This is a genomic window from Aeromonas oralensis (assembly GCF_049665575.1).
Lineage (GTDB): Bacteria > Pseudomonadota > Gammaproteobacteria > Enterobacterales > Aeromonadaceae > Aeromonas > Aeromonas hydrophila.
In genome coordinates, this window is record NZ_CP187186.1 from 1,431,396 (window position 1) to 1,448,663 (window position 17,268).

The 17,268-nt window shown below is 61.6% G+C and carries 10 protein-coding genes and 1 pseudogene; 5 read left to right on the top strand and 6 right to left on the bottom strand.

The features are described 5' to 3' along the window. Positions 1 to 15 precede the first annotated feature (15 nt). Positions 16 to 696: a dethiobiotin synthase gene (bioD, locus tag ACPDZI_RS06960; protein ID WP_408753965.1), complete on the top strand. Its 681-nt coding sequence runs from the start codon at positions 16 to 18 to the stop codon at positions 694 to 696. Positions 697 to 808: 112 nt separating this feature from the next. Then, complete coding sequence (gene htpX, locus ACPDZI_RS06965; RefSeq protein ID WP_011705391.1) at positions 809 to 1,681, top strand: protease HtpX; 873 nt, start codon at positions 809 to 811, stop codon at positions 1,679 to 1,681. A gap of 60 nt (positions 1,682 to 1,741) precedes the next feature. On the opposite strand, the gene ACPDZI_RS06970 is transcribed toward htpX, so the two are convergent. Together ACPDZI_RS06970 and ACPDZI_RS06975 are read right to left on the bottom strand one after the other, a co-directional pair. Next, a complete protein-coding gene (locus ACPDZI_RS06970) occupies positions 1,742 to 3,454 on the bottom strand; it encodes a methyl-accepting chemotaxis protein (RefSeq protein WP_194760302.1) in 1,713 nt (570 codons plus the stop codon). 222 nt (positions 3,455 to 3,676) lie between these two features. Further along, positions 3,677 to 5,491, bottom strand: coding sequence for an MOSC N-terminal beta barrel domain-containing protein (locus tag ACPDZI_RS06975; RefSeq protein WP_336989139.1), 1,815 nt, complete (start codon positions 5,489 to 5,491; stop codon positions 3,677 to 3,679). Between the two features lie 390 nt (positions 5,492 to 5,881). On the opposite strand from ACPDZI_RS06975, the gene ACPDZI_RS06980 reads away from it, so the two are divergent. The 3 genes and pseudogenes from ACPDZI_RS06980 to ACPDZI_RS06990 all read left to right on the top strand — a co-directional run bounded on the left by ACPDZI_RS06980 (position 5,882) and on the right by ACPDZI_RS06990 (position 12,482). Then, positions 5,882 to 7,543, top strand: coding sequence for an NAD(P)-binding protein (locus ACPDZI_RS06980; protein ID WP_438834254.1), 1,662 nt, complete (start codon positions 5,882 to 5,884; stop codon positions 7,541 to 7,543). Next, positions 7,540 to 11,144 (top strand): annotated as a pseudogene (gene nifJ, locus ACPDZI_RS06985) (pyruvate:ferredoxin (flavodoxin) oxidoreductase). Before ACPDZI_RS06980 ends, nifJ begins: the two are co-directional and overlap by 4 nt. A 273-nt stretch (positions 11,145 to 11,417) precedes the next feature. Beyond that, complete coding sequence (locus ACPDZI_RS06990) at positions 11,418 to 12,482, top strand: hypothetical protein (protein ID WP_202011281.1); 1,065 nt, start codon at positions 11,418 to 11,420, stop codon at positions 12,480 to 12,482. A 346-nt stretch (positions 12,483 to 12,828) separates the two neighbouring features. Here the strand turns inward: ACPDZI_RS06990 and ACPDZI_RS06995 are convergent, their stop codons facing one another. The 4 genes from ACPDZI_RS06995 to ACPDZI_RS07010 all read right to left on the bottom strand — a co-directional run bounded on the left by ACPDZI_RS06995 (position 12,829) and on the right by ACPDZI_RS07010 (position 17,248). After that, positions 12,829 to 13,044, bottom strand: coding sequence for a YdcH family protein (locus tag ACPDZI_RS06995; protein ID WP_011705396.1), 216 nt, complete (start codon positions 13,042 to 13,044; stop codon positions 12,829 to 12,831). Between the two features lie 285 nt (positions 13,045 to 13,329). Next, a complete protein-coding gene (locus tag ACPDZI_RS07000; RefSeq protein ID WP_029303482.1) occupies positions 13,330 to 13,920 on the bottom strand; it encodes a hypothetical protein in 591 nt (196 codons plus the stop codon). Positions 13,921 to 13,931: 11 nt separating this feature from the next. Then, positions 13,932 to 15,278, bottom strand: coding sequence for an MATE family efflux transporter (locus ACPDZI_RS07005; protein WP_076361292.1), 1,347 nt, complete (start codon positions 15,276 to 15,278; stop codon positions 13,932 to 13,934). A gap of 146 nt (positions 15,279 to 15,424) precedes the next feature. Further along, positions 15,425 to 17,248: a SulP family inorganic anion transporter gene (locus ACPDZI_RS07010; RefSeq protein ID WP_438834255.1), complete on the bottom strand. Its 1,824-nt coding sequence runs from the start codon at positions 17,246 to 17,248 to the stop codon at positions 15,425 to 15,427. Positions 17,249 to 17,268: the final 20 nt, after the last annotated feature.

The window sequence follows — 17,268 nt, forward strand, 5'->3', positions numbered from 1 at the left end:
TATTGAGGAGTCATCATGGTTAAATCCTTCTTCGTCACCGGCACCGATACCGATGTGGGCAAGACTCTGGTCGCCCGCACCCTGTTGCTGGAGTTCGCCGCGCACGGTCTGCGCTGCGCCGGTTACAAACCCATCTCCGCCGGCTGTGCCCGCACCCCGGAGGGGCTGCGCAATCTTGACGCCGTGTTGCTGCAGGAGGCGGCGAGCCTGCCGCTGCCCTACGATCTGGTCAATCCCTACGCCTACGAGCCGCCCATCGCGCCCCATATCGCCGCCAGCGAAGCGCGCGATGCCATTACCCTGAAGGGGCTGTCCGACGGGCTGCGCCAGATTGAACAGGCGGGAGCCGAGCTGGTGGTGGTGGAGGGGGCAGGGGGCTGGTTCCTGCCGCTGGATCGCAAACATCTGCTGTCGGACTGGGTCAAGCAGGAGAACATGCCGGTCATCATGGTGGTGGGGGCCAAACTGGGCTGTCTCAACCATGCCCTGCTCACCTTCGCCGCCATTCGCAACAACAACCTGCCGGTGGCGGGCTGGGTCATCAACCGGCTACACGGCTCCATGAGCCACTATCAGGAAAACCTGGACACCCTGCGGGGCTTGCTGCCGGCTCCGTTTTTGGGTGAAATACCCTTTGTAAACAATCCGCTCGAGGCTGATCTGCGCGGGCGACTCGATATTTCGCCCCTGCTCTGAATCCGACATTCAGCGAACATTCATAGAAACTGTCTATTATGCGTGACAGGTGTGGTCCGACCGGCAGCGAACTGGTGACGGGCCACGCGTCCATATCTCACAAGGAGTCAATATGAAGCGAATTATGCTATTCCTGGTGACCAACCTGGCCGTCATGCTGGTGCTGGGGGTGGTACTCAATATCCTGTTCTCGGTTCTGGGGATCAACAAGTCCAGCATTTCCGGTCTGTTGGTGTTCTGCGCCGTGTTCGGTTTTGGGGGTTCCTTTATCTCCTTGCTGATGTCCAAGTGGATGGCCAAGCGCAGCTATGGCGTCCAGGTCATCGAGCAACCCCGTAACGAGACCGAGCACTGGCTGGTCAGTACCGTGGCCCGTCAGGCCCGTGAAGCAGGCATCAAGATGCCGGAAGTGGGGATCTACGACTCCCCCGAGATGAACGCCTTCGCCACCGGCGCCCGCCGTGACGACTCGCTGGTCGCCGTGTCGTCCGGTCTGCTCTACAGCATGAGCCGTGACGAGGCGGAAGCCGTGCTGGCCCACGAGGTGAGCCACGTGGCCAACGGCGACATGGTGACCCTGACCCTGATCCAGGGGGTGGTGAACACCTTCGTGATGTTCTTCGCCCGCATCGTGGCCGGCGTCATCAGCAACTTCTTCAGCTCCAACAACGACGAGGAGAGCAGCAGCACCGGTGGTTTTGCCTACATGATCACCGTGTTCGTGCTGGAGATGCTGTTCGGCGTGCTGGCCTCCATAATTGTCATGTGGTTCAGCCGTCAGCGTGAATTCCGCGCCGACGCCGGTGCCGCCAAGCTGGCCGGTCGCGACAAGATGATCGCCGCGCTGCAGCGCCTCTCCCGCGGTGCAGAGCCGCAACTGGAAGGCTCCATGATGGCGTTCGGCATCAACGGCAAGCGCTCCATGAGCGAGCTGTTCATGAGCCACCCGCCCATCGAGCAGCGCATCGCCGCCCTGCGCGGTTAAGCGTACCGTGCCAATGAAAACGGCTGCCTTCGGGCAGCCGTTTTGTTTTGTGCGCGCAGGCTACAGCTTGAAGTGGGCCATCTCCTGGCGCAGCAGCCGTGACAGCTGCTTGAGCTTGGCCGCCTCCTGCGAGACATGGCGGGCAGCGTCCCCCGACTGCTCGGAGAGGGAGGTGATGTTGCCGACGGTGGAGACCACCTCGTTGGCGGCGGTGGACTGCTCGCGCAGGGTGTGGCTGATCTCCCCCATCAGGCCGGTCAGGTTGGAGGCGTGGTTCTGGATGCTGGCGATGGCCTCGCCGGTCTGGCTGGCCAGACTTACCCCGCGGGAGACGTTGTTGACCGTGTTCTCCATGCTGCGGATGGAGGCATCCGCCCCGCTCTGGATTTTGCCGATCATGCCGGTGATCTGCTGGGTGGAGGCGGCCGAGCGGCTGGCGAGGTTGCGCACCTCGTCGGCCACCACCGCAAAGCCGCGCCCTTGTTCGCCGGCCCGGGCTGCCTCGATGGCGGCGTTGAGTGCCAGCAGGTTGGTCTGATCGGCGATGCCGCGGATCACCTCGATGATCTCCGAGATCTGCTGGGTGTGGCTGTTGAGATCCGCGATGCTGCTGGCGGCGTTGGAGACGGTATCCGAGATGCTCTGGATGCTGTCGAGGGTCTGCTTGATGACCCCTGAGCCCTCTTCCAGGGTGTTGGCGGAGACCTTGCTCAGCTCGTCGGCGTGGGTGGCGTTGTCAGAGAGGTGGCTGATGCTCACCACCAGCTCCTCGATGGCAGCCGCCATGGTCTGGGTGCTGGTCTGCTGGGAGGTGGCGAACTGGGCGGTCTGCTCCGCTATCTGGGCGATGCTGTCGGCCGAGCCGGAGAGCTCCTCGCTGGAGTGGGAGACCTGGGCGATGATCCCCTTGAGGGTGCCCTGCATGGTGGCGAGCAGGCCGATCAGGCTCTCCTTGGCACCGGCCGGCACCTTGATCGGCTGGGAAAAGTCTCCCTCGGCCAGGCGGTTGAGATCGCTTCTGAGCTGGCTGACCGAGGTACCGACCAGATCGAGCAGTGCCTTGTAAGTGCGCCAGAGGAAGAACATCAACACCAGGCCCAGCGCGATGAACAGGTAGCGCAGCATGGCGGACTGGCTGGTGGCATCGTCCACCGCCTGCTGGGTGCGGTGTTCCATCATGGCGTAGAAGTCGTCGATGGGGGACATGATGCGTCCCTTGTTCTGGTGATAGGCCTTGTCATGCATCATGGCGATGGCCTTTTGCTGGTTGGCGGCCAGATCGCCGTCCGTCTGTTGTACCAGCTTGAAGGCGGCCACCTCGGTGTTGACCAGGGCATCCGAGTTGTTCTTGGCCTCGTTGAGCTTGGCCAGCTCGTCCTCGGTAAAACCGGTGTCCTTCATCAGGTCGATGAGGCCACGGCGTACCTGGCTGTCGGGCCGCGGGTTCTGGCCGTTGGCGGCGACGAAGTCCCAGTAGATGCGGTTGTAGCCCTGCGGCCGGTTCTGCTCCCCGTTGCGAATGGCCAGGATCCGCATGTACTGCTGTTCGTAGGCCGGATCCTTGGTGATCACGTAGGTACGGCCGAGACGGGTCAGATCGTCAGAGGATTGTCGCAGTTCATCGGCCAGCAGATAGGATTGATAGCGCTGTTGATAGCTCTGCTCCACCTTCTTTTCTGACCAGCTGTAGGCAAAAAATACCAGCGACAGCAGGATCAGGGTAATGACGGAGAGCAGCAGGTTGAGCTGAAAGGCGGGTCTGTTCTGTTCCATGGTTTGAGCGTCCTTATTCTCACCAGATAACCCCCTTGGTCAGACGGCAAAGGCCGCTACGTCGGAGGGGTTTTGTTGTTGTTGCTGTGAGTATAGGAGCGGGGCCCGGCAAGGTTGCGCCGGGGGGACGAAAAGGGGCGAGAAAGAAAAAACGGGCCGCTGACGGGACGTGAAGACCGGTCGGGCAAGTAGCCCGGCCGGCCTTTTCAAGACTCGATCATCTTATTTGATGACAAGGTCGGTGAGTGGCACGGCGCAGCATGTGAGGATCTTGCCCTCGGCACGTTCGGCGGCGGTGATGGCCGGGGCATCGGGGTGATCCACCTCCCCCTCGAGCAGGGTCTGCTTGCAGCTGCCGCAGATGCCGGCGCGGCAGCTCCAGGGCAGATCCACCCCCTGCTTGTGGGCCTGATCCAGCACGGTGCCCTGATTGTTGCCGGCAAAACTCTGCTTGCCGATGCGCAGTTGCACCGCCTGGTGGGGGCGAGCCACAGAGAGGATGGCGCCGCCAAAGCTCTCCTGGCGGATGCGCTCGGCAGGCACGCCAAGGGCGGCCAGTCTGGCGGCCGCATCGGCCATAAAGCCGTGGGGGCCGCAGATAAACACCTCCCGTTCGGTGAGCTGCTTGACCTGCTTGAGGTGCTCATCGCCGAGTCGTCCCTTGAGCCCCTGCCAGTGCGAATCGGGCTGGCTCAGGATCAGGGTGAGGGCCATCCCCTGCTGCGCCAGGGCGTGCAGTTCGCTGGCGGCGGGAATGTCCGCCTCGCTGCGGCACAGGTGCATGAAGTGCACGTCGCCGAGCTCCCCGCGCAAGGCCAGAGTGCGGGCAATGGAGAGCATGGGAGTGACCCCCGAGCCTGCCGAGAGCAGCAGCAGGGAGCGCCCGGCACCAAGGTGAAACTCGCCGGCTGGCGCTGCGGCCAGCAACCGGTCACCGGGTTGCAACTGCTGGTGCAGCCAGTGGGAGATGCGACCGCCCCCCACCTTCTTGACGCTGATGCTGTAACGTTCGGGCCGCTCTGGCGTTGAGCTCAGGGTATAGCGGCGCTGCAGGCGCTCGCGCCGCAGACCCAGGCCAATGTCCAGGCTGATGGGCAGATGCTGGCCAGGCAGATAGTCGGGCAGGGGCTCGCCATCGGCCGCTTCGAACCAGAAGGTCTCCAGATCCCGCGCCAGCGGCTCGCGGGCCACGCACACCAGCTCCCGTTTTTTCGGGGCCGCGTTGGGGTAGACGGGGGGACGGGCGCGCTCCAGCACCTCGATCTCGCTGCCCGCCTCAATCCAGCCCTCGTTGAGGGCCACCAGGTTCTGGCCGAAGTAGACCTCGCCATCCTCGCCGCGCCGGTAGCGGGTGAGGGTAGCCAGCGGCTCCTTGAGGGCATTGAAGCGATCCGTACCCGGCTCCACCGTGGTCATGATACAGCGGCTGCAGGGCTTGGCGACCCGAAACTCCACCTCGCCGATGCGGATCCGCTTCCAGCCGTCCTCCTCGAAGGGGAGGGTGCCGCTCGCCACCAGGTTGGTGCGAAACTGGCTCATCTGGTGCAGCGCGTCGGATCTCAGGTTGAGATCCTCAAGCGAGGCCTGGCTTATCAGCAGCAGCGGATAGCCGTCGGCAAAGCTGACTCGGGTGCCGGTCTTCTCCCGAAAGCGGGCGGACTCTTCACCGAGCCAGAGCAGCTGAACCGGCTCCGCCGCCACCTGGCTCAGCCACTGATCGGCCTGGGGCTGGGTCTGCAGGGCGCTGAAGCTGTCGCTCCAGACCCCGGTGGCCCGGGGCGTGCGGGAAAAATCCCGCTCTTGCAGGATGAGAGGGTCAAGGCCCGGATAGCGCAGCTGCAGACCGCCCTCGATGGGGGTGGCCACTACCTGCTGCAACTGGGGATGGGTGCGGGCGGTGATGAAGCTGCCGTCCGGCTTGACCACCATGTAGCGGCGATCCCCTTGCAGCCCCTCTTCGGTGACCAGGGCGCGGGTCAGTGGCATGCCTGCCGTCGACTTGATGGGGTAGAGATGAATGCTGGCGAGCTTGGGCATGGCCGGGTCCTTGTGCTGTGGTGGTTCCAGTGCAGGAGACAAGATAACGGGAGCTGTTCCGTGCAGCAATCGTTGCAGGAGGACGGCCTGATGCGCCCGGCTCACGGGGCCGGAGAACGGCGTGGCGTTGCTTGCGGGGCGCGAGCCCGATCGGTGACTCCAGCAGATGGGCAAGATGTTACACGGGTCACGTTGTGCACTCCATACCTCATAAAGTGCAACATTTTTTGATCCTGATCCGTCATTCGGTACACAAATCAGTCCATTATCGAGTCAGCTTCCAGTTTCTAACGCTTTCGCTTCTTCCCCCTCCGGCCACCGTCTGCCCAGGCAAAACGGTATCAAGCGCCATCGGATGGGGCCTGTCACACAAAAAGAAGAAAGCAATGTATGAGCAAACAACTGGATATGACCCCACAGCCGGATCTCTCCCAGAAAACGGGAACAGGCCCGGTCCGTACTCGGCTACCCGTTTGGCGGCCGGCCCTGCCACCTTGCAACCATGCCTGCCCGGCTGGCGAGAACATCCAGGCCTGGCTTGCCCTGGCCGAAGCGGGCCGCTTTGAAGCGGCCTGGCAACGACTGATCGAAGAAAATCCCCTGCCTGCAGTCCACGGGCGGGTCTGTTATCACCCCTGCGAAACGGCTTGCAACCGTGCCCAGGTGGATGATGCCGTCTCCATCCACGCCATCGAGCGCTTCCTCGGTGACGAAGCGCTGGCCAAAGGTTGGCAGCCTGCGCCCCCCGCACCCGCCAGCGGCAAGAAGGTGCTGGTGATCGGTGCCGGTCCCTCCGGCCTCTCCTGCGCCTGGCACCTCAACCGGCTCGGCCATCAGGTGGAGATCCGCGAAGCGGGCCCGCTCGCCGGCGGCATGCTGCGCTTCGGTATTCCCGCTTACCGTCTGCCTCGCGATGTGCTGGATCGGGAGGTGGCCCGCATCGTCGCTGCCGGGGTGACGCTGACTCTCAACCACAAGGTGGAAGATGTGCTCAAAGTGCGCGACGAGGGTGGCTTTGACGCCGTCTTCATGGCCATCGGCGCCCATCTGGCCAAGCGGGTCGACATTCCGGCCCGGGAGGCGGGCAAGATCCTCGATGCGGTGAGTTTCCTCGAGCAGGCCAGTCTGGCGGAGGAAAAAGGCTTGCCGCCGCCCAAACTGGGGCGGCGGGTGGCCATCTACGGCGGCGGCAACACCGCCATGGACGCGGCCCGTACCGCCCGTCGCCTCGGGGTAGAGGAGGCGATGATCATCTACCGCCGCGACCGCGATCATATGCCGGCCCACGCCTTCGAGGCCGACGAGGCCGAGGAGGAGGGGATCAAGATCAACTGGCTGCGCACCATCCGCCAGCTCGACAGTACCAATATTGAAGTGGAGGTGATGGCGCTGGATGCCGAGGGCAAGCCGGTGCCCACCGGCCAGTTTGAAACCCTCGAAGCGGACTCCCTTATTCTGGCGCTGGGTCAGGAGGTGGACTTGAGCGTGCTGGAGAGCATTCCCGGCGTGCGGGTCAACAAGGAGGGGGTGGTGCAGGTTGGCGAGAACCTGATGACGGACGTGCCGGGTCTGTTTGCCGGCGGTGACATGGTGCCCTCCGAGCGCACCGTCACCATCGCCACCGGCCACGGCAAGAAGGCGGCGCGCCATATGGATGCCTGGTTGCGCGGTCGCCTCTATCACAAGCCGCTCTCCCATTTACAGGCAGGGAAGCCGCTGGTGGGGCCGGAGCAGTTGCAACTCTGGTTCCAGACCCATGCCCCGGCCAGCAGCCAGCCGGTCAAACCGCCCTCGGCGCGGGACGACTTTGGCGAGATCATCGGCGGGCTGGATGAGGTGGCCGCCCGTTACGAGGCGGCACGCTGCTACTCCTGTGGCAACTGCTTCGAGTGCGACGGCTGTTACGGCAGCTGCCCCGAGCAGGCCATCGCCAAGCTGGGGCCTGGTCTGGGGTATCAGGTAGATGCCGAGCGCTGCACCGGCTGCGGTGCTTGTCATGACCAGTGCCCTTGTCACGCTATCGAGCTGCGCCAACCGGAGGAGTCCCAATGAAACATGAACTGATCATGGTTGACGGCAACGAAGCCGCGGCCCGGGTGGCATACCAGCTGAGCGAAGTGTGTGCCATCTACCCCATCACCCCGAGCTCGACCATGGCCGAACTGGCCGACGCCTGGGCGGCGGAGGGGCAGACCAACCTGTGGGGCAACATCCCCACGGTGGTGGAGATGCAGAGTGAAGGGGGGCGGCCGGCACGGTGCACGGCGCCCTGCAGGCGGGGGCGCTCGCCACCACCTTCACCGCCAGTCAGGGGCTGATGCTGATGCTGCCCAACATGTACAAGATCGCCGGCGAGCTCACCTCGGCGGTCTTCCATGTGGCGGCCCGATCCTTGGCGGCGCAGGGGCTGTCGATTTTTGGCGACCATCAGGATGTGATGGCAGCGCGCAGCACCGGCTTTGCCATGCTCGCCTCCGGCTCGGTGCAGGAGGCGCAGGACCTGGCCTTGGTCGCTCACAGTGTCACCCTGCAGTGCCGGGTGCCTTTCATCCACTTCTTCGATGGCTTTCGCACCTCCCACGAGGTGAACAAGATCACCGCGCTGCATAAAGATGAGATCCGGGCGCTGATCGACAACGACTGGGTGCGCGCCCACCGTTCGCGGGCCCTCAACCCGGATCATCCGGTGATGCGCGGCACAGCCCAGAACCCGGATACCTATTTCCAGTCCCGCGAGAGCGTCAACCCCTTCTACGAGGCGGTGCCGGCGCGGGTGCAGCAGTGCATGGAGAGCCTCGGCGAGCTGACTGGCCGCCACTACCGGCTGGTGGAGTATCACGGCGCGCCCGATGCCACCGATGTCATCGTGCTGATGGGCTCGGGGGCCGCCACCGCCCGCACGACGGTGGATTGGCTCAACCGGCAGGATCGCAAGACCGGGGTGCTGGTCATTCGTCTCTATCGTCCCTTCCCGGTACAGGCGCTGCTCGATGCCCTGCCCGAGAGCGTGCGGCGCATGGCGGTGCTGGATCGCACCAAGGAGCCGGGCGCCGGTGGCGAGCCGCTGTTGCTGGATGTGCAGAGCGCCCTCATCGACGGCTTGCAGCGCGGCCTTATCAAGCGGCTGCCGTGGCTCAGTGGCGGCCGCTATGGCCTCTCTTCCAAAGAGTTCACCCCCGCCATGTGCGCGGCGGTATTCGAGGAGCTGGCATCCGATGCGCCGCGCCCCCGCTTTACCGTGGGGATAGTGGATGATGTGTCGGGCCTCAGTCTGGCTTGGCACCCCATCGGCGATCTGGAACCTGCCAGCCGGGTGCGGGCGCTCTTCTTCGGCCTTGGTGCCGACGGCACAGTCGGCGCCAACAAGAACAGCATCAAGATCATCGGCGAGCTGGAGGGCTTCCACGCCCAGGGCTACTTCGTCTACGACTCCAAGAAGTCGGGCTCGCGCACCGTCTCCCACCTGCGCTTTGGCCCCGAGCCCATCGACGCCCCCTGGCTTATCGAGCAGGCGAGCTTTATCGGCTGCCACCAGTGGGGTTTTGTCGAGTCGGTTGATCTGCTGGAACACGCCGCGGAAGGGGCGACCCTGCTGCTCAATGCCCCCCATGAGCCCGACCGGGTCTGGGCCGAGCTGCCCGAGCGGCTGCGTGCCCGCATCCGCGCCCTCGATATCCGCCTCTACTGCATCGATGGGGATCGGGTGGCCGAGCGCAACGGCATGGGTAATCGCATCAACACCATCATGCAGACCTGTTTCTTCGCCCTGGCTGGCATCTTGCCGCGGGATGAGGCGATTGCGCTGATCAAGGAGAGCATCGAGAAGAGCTATGCCCGCAAGGGGCCCGAAGTGGTCGAGCGCAACTTCGCGGCGGTGGATGACACCCTGGCTCATCTGCACCGGGTGGCCATCCCGGCCGGTGAGGAGCAGATCAGCGACTATCCGCTGCCGCTGGCACCGGGCGGCAGCGAGTTTGTCCAGCGGGTCACTGGCGAGATGCTGGCGGGGCGCGGCGATCTGATCCCCGTCTCCATGCTGCCGGTGGATGGCACTTACCCCACCGCCACCAGCCGCTTCGAGAAGCGGGATATCGCCCGCGAGATCCCGATTTGGCACTCCGATATCTGCATCCAGTGCGGCAACTGCGTCTTTGTCTGCCCCCACGCGGCGCTGCGGGCCAAGTTCTACCATCAGGACTGGCTGGCAACCGCCCCCGAGGCGGCGCAGTCGGTACCCGTCACCGCCAAGGGTTTCCCCGACAGCCGCTACACCTTGCAGCTCTACCCGGAGGATTGCACCGGCTGCGGTCAGTGCGTGCAGGCCTGTCCGGTGCGGGTCGGAGCGGATGCCCGTCATCAAGGCGAGAGTGCAGAAGGAGAAAGCCATGAAGGCGAGCGAGCCATCGCCATGAGGGACAAGGCCCCCCATCTGGCTGGTCAGAAACAGGCGCTGCGCTGGTTCGAGAGCCTGCCCTGGCCTGCTCGCGAGCGGGTGGACTTCTCCACCGTGCGTGGCACCCAGTTCCTCGAACCCCTGTTCGAGTTCTCCGGCGCTTGCGCCGGCTGTGGCGAGACCCCCTATCTCAAGCTGCTGACCCAGCTGTTTGGTGACCGCATGCTGGTGGCCAACGCCACCGGTTGCTCCTCCATCTACGGCGGCAACCTGCCGACCACGCCGTGGGCCAAGAACGGCGAAGGGAAGGGGCCGGCCTGGTCGAACTCCCTGTTCGAGGACAACGCCGAGTTTGGCTTTGGTTTTCGCCTCACCGCCGATCAGCACCACGGTCAGGCGGTGGCAGCCTTGCAGGCGATGAAGGGGGAGATCGGGGTCGAGCTGGTGGAGACACTTGTCAGCGCCCCGCAGCGGCTGGAATCGGAGATCCGCGCCCAGCGTACCCGGGTGGCGCAAGTGCGGGAACGGTTGGAAGAGGTGAAATCCGGCAAGGCCCGCGAGCTGCTGTCGCTTATCGATCAGCTGGTGCGCCGCTCGGTCTGGATCATCGGCGGCGATGGCTGGGCCTATGACATCGGCTCGGCGGGGCTCGATCACGTGCTCGCCTCCGGCCGTGATGTGAACGTGCTGGTGATGGATACCGAGGTCTACTCCAACACCGGCGGCCAGATGTCGAAATCGACCCCGCTCGGCGCCGTTGCCAAGTTTGCGGCGGGAGGCAAGACGCTGGCCAAGAAGGATGTGGCGCTGCAAGCCATCTCCTACGGCAACGTCTATGTTGCCCGCATCGCCTTTGGTGCCAACCCGCAGCAGGCGCTGCAAGCCTTGCGTGAGGCCGAGGCCTATCCGGGCCCGTCGCTTATCATCGCCTACAGCCACTGCATCGCCCACGGCATCGACATGGAGTTTGGCCTGACCCAGCAAAAACGGGCCGTGGCCTCCGGTCACTGGCCGCTGATGCGCTACAACCCGGTACTGCGCAGTGCGGGGCAGAACCCCTTCAGCCTCGACAGCCTGCGTCCCTCCATTCCGCTCGCTGAATATCGCCAGGAGGAGACCCGTTATCGGGTGCTGGCCCAGAGCCATCCACAGGAGGCTGAGCGGCTGATGCAGGTAGCGCAAAAAGTGGCTTGGCAGAAGTGGGCCACCTACGAGGAGATGGCCACTCGCGAAGCCAGCCAGTTCCATCCGCCGGTGTGATGATGGGGCGAAATAGGTATGATAAAGCGGGCCATTGGCCCGCTTTATCATGAGAGAAACTCTGATTATTTAAAGGGAAAGGAAATTGTTCCATCCGTTTAAAAAGTATTTTTAAAAAACACACATTTAAGTAAAGCGTTAGCGTGAGGCAAATTTATTGTTTATGGCATCTGGATGTCATTGCCTATTATATAGTGGTAGATTATTCTTCGGTGTTGGTGATGATGAGAGTTATAGAGCAACCTGAAGTTAAATTTAGCGATAGGATGACAAATGGAAAATAATGAAATGTTTAGACGGTTGGTAGATAATGCTTTCGACTTTCTAAATAAAGCTGTCGTGGAATTGAATGTTCATCCTAAGTTTTCAGTTATTAACTTCCATGCAGCTGTTGAATTGTTCCTGAAAGCTAGATTAATGAAAGAAGATTGGTCCTTGGTTGTTTCTAATAGACAGGAACCCAACTGGGATAAATTTATATCTGGCAACTTTCAATCAGTTTCACTTGATGATGCAGTCGATAGACTTGAAAAGATTGTGAGGAGTGGACTGACGAAGCCAGAGTTTAAATCATTTAAAGAAATAACAAGGCACAGAAACAAAGTTGTACATTTTTACCATGAAGCGCACTCGGCTACGGAAAATAGCGAGCAAATAAGAAGCATTGTTAAACAACAGCTGACTGCATGGTATTACCTCCACAACATATTAACTAACCGCTGGAATGATGTTTTTTGTAAATGGAGAGACCCTCTATTAGAAGTAGACAAAAAACTACGTTCGTTACATACATTTCTACAGATTGTTTATGATCAAATTAAGCCTGATATAGAAAAAAGAAAACAAAATGGTGAACTGTATTCAGTTTGTCCATCCTGTGGCTTTGAAGCTCAAAATCATCAGGTGGAGCTGAATGAAATATATGAGGCAAATTGTTTTGTATGTGGTCTGACTGATAATGTGCTAAAGGTCTCATGTCCTTCTTGTTACAGTGAAGTGATTTTTATAAATGAAGGATTTGGTAATTGTAGTTGTTGTGGTGAAAGTTTTGAACCAGAGAACTTGGCTGAGATGTTGATGGATGAGGGTTCTGCATATGTAGCGATTAAAGAGGGTGATTCATCGTGGGATCTAGGTAATTGTAGTAACTGTGATGGTTATCATACAGTGGTGAGAACAGAATCAGACGAGTATATCTGCACTAGTTGTTTCCTGACGCAAGAGCAGGTTGAGTACTGCCAATGGTGCAATGAACTCAATACAGGAGACATGGGAAATAGTTATTGGGCGGGATGTAGCCATTGTGACGGAAAAGCTGGATGGGATCGCGATGAATAAAAAACAAAATACTTTCACCTTGCCGGCATTTATCTATCTGCAGGCCAAGGCTTTCTTTTTATTCCAAGGCAGGTAAGCTGCGGGGCAAATAGTGTCAAGCAGGAGAAGGGACGATGACAGAGCAACATTTCGCCGGGACGATCGGTATTCTGGGGGCGGGTTGGCTCGGGCTGCCACTGGTGCGGACTTTGTTGGCGGTAGGCAGCAGATAGTTATCACGGCCAGCAGCGGCGAGAGTGCCGCCTGATATGGCTTGTTTAGCGTTGTCGTTAGCTGCCAATAAAAAAGCCCGGCGTCGGGCCGGGCTGGCAGGATAAGTTGCTTATCCAGGTATTCGTCGAGGCGTCTATTGTGGATGTTGTTTGAGGATGTCGTAGATCTCCTCTTTCAGTTTAAGTTTCTGTTTTTTCAGATCCTTCACCTCGGAGCTGTAGTCGCTGGCGTGATGCTTTTCCAACTTTCTAATCTCCACATCCAGGTCGTTGTGCAAGTCAAACTTCTTTTGGAAATGGACATCACTGCTCTTCAGTTGCGAGATGAGCTCTCTGTACTCTGGGAACATGTAATGCGGCCTCCTTGGTTTCGTTTGATTGTGCCTGCAAGACCAAACTACCGCGTCCCCCGCGAGATAAATGTGATCCGGCTCCAATTCGGGACCAATGATTTGCTGTATTCGACGGGCGATTTTTAACTGTTTGAATCACAAGCTGATAAGACTTTTATCGGTAAGCAGAGAGTCTGAAAAGTGCCGGATGGATCACAATTGTGACGGCCGGATGACAGCTTGTGGCTGCCAGGCGGGCAGCAAAAGGGGCGCAGGGCCCCTTCTTGGTAACAGGTGTGGCGTTTACTCTTTTTTCTTTTTCTTCTCGGGCAGCGGCTTGCCATCGCGGGCGATCACCTTGCCCACCTCGAAGCCGATCTGCGCCGCCAGCTCTTCCAGATCCGCGGCCTTGGCTTCATTGCCGATGGCGTACTGATAGTTGGCGATGGTGATCTTCTCGGCCACTGGGGTACCCGGGACGATGGGCTCGCGCCAGCCCTGACCCACATGGGCCACCAGGGTGCCGTTCATGATGAGCTCGCCGACGATCTCCTGGGTGGGGATGCCCTTGCCGTAGGTGAGACCCTGCGGGTGCTTCTTGCCGACCAGCGGTTCTTGGCTTGCGGGCATCAGCTTGGTGCGGATCAGCCACTTGGGCGATTTGGTCTTGCCCACCGCCTTGCCGGTCTGGTACTCGTTGATCTTGATGGTCTTGATCATCTGGGCCATGAAGTCCTTGGTCAGCGCTTTTTGCGCTTCACTGGTTTCATCGATGGCGATGGGGGCCACGTACCAAGTCTGGGCCGCCTGTGCCTTGGGGGCGGCGGGGGCGGTTTGCGCCATGGCGAGCGGGCTGAGCAGGATGGCCGCCAACAAGAGTCCTATCTTCTTCATTGTGATTCCGCTTATGTTTCAACAAGAATTTTGTTTTGCCAGCGACGACTGCGCCAGCGCCAGAACATGGCCAGACCGCGCACCCACTCGTCGCAGGCGAGCGCCAACCAGATACCGACCAGTCCATAACCCTGCATGATACCAAGGAAATAGGCCAGTGGAACGGCAATCCCCCACATGGAGACGAGCGCCATGTAGAGCGGGAAACGGGCGTCCCCGGTGGCGCGCAGGGCGTTGATCACCACCAGATTGAAGGTTCGGCCGGGTTCCAGAATGAGGCTTATCAAGAACAGCTGCGCCACCTGGGTGATGATGTCGGCGTCATCGGTGAACAGGCTGATGATGGTGCGGCCGTTGAGAGCCGCCAGCAAGGCGATGAAGGCGGTGACGATGAGCCCCAGCTTCAGGCTTTTGAGCAACTGGCGGTAGGCCTGCTCGAAGCGGCGGGCACCCGCCAGATGGCCGATGATGATCTCGTTGCCAAGTCCGATGGAGAGGCCGAACAGCAGGATGAACAGGCAGATCTGGAAGAAGTAGGACTGGGTTGCCAGCGCCTTGTCGCCGAGCAGGCCGACGAAGGCGGTCACCACCATGAACTGCAGCATCCAGGAGAGGTTCTCGCCGGCAGCCGGCAGGCCGATATGCAGTACCTTGCCCAGCATCAATCGGCTGGGTTTGACGATCTCCGGCAGGCGCAACCGGATGCCGGTCTTGCGCGCCACCAACCATATCAGCAGCACCACCCCGACGATGCGACCCGCCACCGTGCTGATGGCGACCCCGGCCACCCCGAGCTGGGGCAGGCCGAACCAGCCGTAGAGCAGCAGCAGGTTGCCGACGAAGGTGATGAGGTTGACGATGAGGGTCACGTACATGGCCTGACGGGTGTGGCCGTGAGCGCGCAGGGTGGCGGCCAGGCAGAGCGCCGCCGCTTCCGGCAGCAGGCACAGGCCGATGATCTGCAGGTAGAGGGTGGCATCGCTCATCAGGTTGGCGGGCAGGTTCATCAGCGCCAGCATGGTACTGGCACCGGCGATGACGCCGACGGCGGCCACCAGCCCCACCAGCAGATTGAAACCGATGGCGGTGTGGATGACGACGCGGGCCTTCTCCTTGTCACCGGCCCCCAGATACTGGGTGATCACCACGCTGGTGCCGATGCTGACGAAGCTGAACAAGGTGATGGCGAGATCGAACACCTGGTTGCCGACCGCGAGCGCCGCTACCCCCTGATAGGAGACGTGACCCACCATGAAGGTGTTGAGGGCCCCGGTCAGAAAGTGCAGGGCGAGATCGATAAACAGTGGCCAGGTCAGGGAGAAGAGGGTGCCCGGACCTGCGTGGGATTGAGTTTGCATGGAGTGTCCAAATACTGGGGATGGCCCTCGTCAGCGCCATCTGGACGGGCATTTAACACCAAGCGGGTGCGAGGCGCAATCGCGGTGGTGACCAAGCAGGGGAAGAGAGCGTTGGCCCTGCCACCATGGGCAGGGCCAGCACTGGATCAGGCCGGGGTGGCGCCCGCCTCCTGTTCGCTTGGCAGGGTGAGGCGCGCCGAATCGGGCAGGGCGTCATCCTGAGGCCAGCGCGAGAGGATGGCTTCAGTGGTGCTCTCCACCACCTCGTCATCCTTGAACACCGGCTCGCGGTAGCAGCGGGTCATCCGCAGCGCCTGGTACATGTCGGGACAGAGGATGATCCCCTCGTCGCCAACCCGGATCCCGGCCTGCTTGAGCCACAGGCTCATCTGGCCGAGGCGACCGGCCATCACCATGTGGATACCGCGCCGTTTCAGATCCTTGTGCAGCTCCCCCAGCATGCTCATCACGCTGATGTCCTGATGGGTGAAGCAGGCCACCGCATCCACCACTAGGCATTTGGGGCTGTGGGGATCCTGTACCAGCAGCGCCAGTACCCGCCGTTTGAAGTAAGGGGCGTTGAAGTAGGTGAGCGGCGAGTTGAAGCGATAGACCAGGATGCCGGGAATGGCCTTGGCCTGCTCGTTGTCACCCAGGGTACGTACGACCCCTTCGTCGTCCATGCCGAGCAGCTGGTCGGTGGGGCGCATCACGTTGCGCAGGAACTGGAACAGCCCCAGCAGCACCGCGAGGGTGATGCCCGGAATGACCCCCATGGCCAGCACGCTGATGAAGGTGATGAGCGCCAGCCAGAAGGCGGCGCTGTCTGAGTGGCGCAGGGCCCACAGGCCGCGAAAGTCGGTGAGGGACAAAGACGCCATCACCAGTACCACGCCGAGGGCGGCGGTGGGGATGTATTGCAGCGGCGCCGTCAGGTAGAAGGTGACCAGGGCGATGACGGCGGCGGCGATGATGGAGACCAGCTGGCTCTTGCCGCCGTTGGCGTCGTTGACCGCGGTGCGCGAATCCGCGCCGCTGATGGCAAAGCCCTGAGAGGCTGCCGCCGCCAGATTGGCCATGCCGAGGGCCCGAAACTCCTTGTCTGCATCGATCTCGTAGCCGTTCTTGGCGGCGAAGCTGCGGGCGGTCAGCATCATGGAGACGAAGCTCACCATGGCCAGGTTGAGTGCCGGCAGCACCAGTTCCCGCATCAGACCGGGGGGAAACTCCGGCATCTGGAAGGCGGGCAGGCCCGAGCCGATGGCGCCCAGGGTGGCGATGCCGAACTGGCCGAGATCGAGCGCCCACACCAATCCCGCCGTCACCACCATGGCCACCATGGAGGAGGGCCAGGCCGGCTTGAAGCGCTTGGCCAGCAGCAGGGTGAGCAGGGCGGTCAGGCTCATGGCCAGGGTGGGTAGATGGGTCTGGGTGATGTAGCTGGCGCCGCCAGCGATCCGCTCGATGAGGTAGCGTTCGCTGAAGGTGAAGCCGAAGATCTTGGAGAGCTGGCCCACCATGATGGTGATGGCCACCCCGTTGAGCAGCCCCATCAGGATCGGGCGGGAGAGAAAGTCCGCCAGCACCCCCAGCTTGAAGCGGCTGGCGATGAGGCACCAGAAGCCGGTCATGGCGGTCATGGTCATCACCAGCTGCCAGTGGCGGGTGGCATCCCCGGCGGCGAGCGGGGTCACCACGGCGGCGATCACCGCGCAGGTGGCGGCGTCCGGGCCGACGATGAGCTGGCGGGAGGTGCCGAACAGGGCATACACCAGCATGGGCAGGATGCAGGAGTAGAGGCCGACCAGCGGCCCCACGCCGGCCAGCTCCGCATAGGCGATGGCCACGGGCAGGGCCACGGCGGCCACCGACAATCCAGCGCGCATATCCGGCATCAGCCAGGCCCGCTGGTATTGCAGCAGGGCGGCGAGGCCCGGTAGCCAGCGTTCGAGTGAGAAGAAGTCGCGCATTATTTAACCCATTGAGTTAC

Excerpts from the sequence above, each read along its gene's own strand:
- ACPDZI_RS07005 (WP_076361292.1), bottom strand. The coding sequence starts at position 15,278 with ATGCAAACTCAATCCCACGCAGGTCCGGGCACCCTCTTCTCCCTGACC.
- bioD (WP_408753965.1), top strand. The coding sequence starts at position 16 with ATGGTTAAATCCTTCTTCGTCACCGGCACCGATACCGATGTGGGCAAG.
- ACPDZI_RS06990 (WP_202011281.1), top strand. The coding sequence starts at position 11,418 with ATGGAAAATAATGAAATGTTTAGACGGTTGGTAGATAATGCTTTCGAC.
- ACPDZI_RS06975 (WP_336989139.1), bottom strand. The coding sequence starts at position 5,491 with ATGCCCAAGCTCGCCAGCATTCATCTCTACCCCATCAAGTCGACGGCA.
- ACPDZI_RS06995 (WP_011705396.1), bottom strand. The coding sequence starts at position 13,044 with ATGTTCCCAGAGTACAGAGAGCTCATCTCGCAACTGAAGAGCAGTGAT.
- ACPDZI_RS07010 (WP_438834255.1), bottom strand. The coding sequence starts at position 17,248 with ATGCGCGACTTCTTCTCACTCGAACGCTGGCTACCGGGCCTCGCCGCC.
- ACPDZI_RS06980 (WP_438834254.1), top strand. The coding sequence starts at position 5,882 with ATGAGCAAACAACTGGATATGACCCCACAGCCGGATCTCTCCCAGAAA.
- ACPDZI_RS06970 (WP_194760302.1), bottom strand. The coding sequence starts at position 3,454 with ATGGAACAGAACAGACCCGCCTTTCAGCTCAACCTGCTGCTCTCCGTC.
- ACPDZI_RS07000 (WP_029303482.1), bottom strand. The coding sequence starts at position 13,920 with ATGAAGAAGATAGGACTCTTGTTGGCGGCCATCCTGCTCAGCCCGCTC.
- htpX (WP_011705391.1), top strand. The coding sequence starts at position 809 with ATGAAGCGAATTATGCTATTCCTGGTGACCAACCTGGCCGTCATGCTG.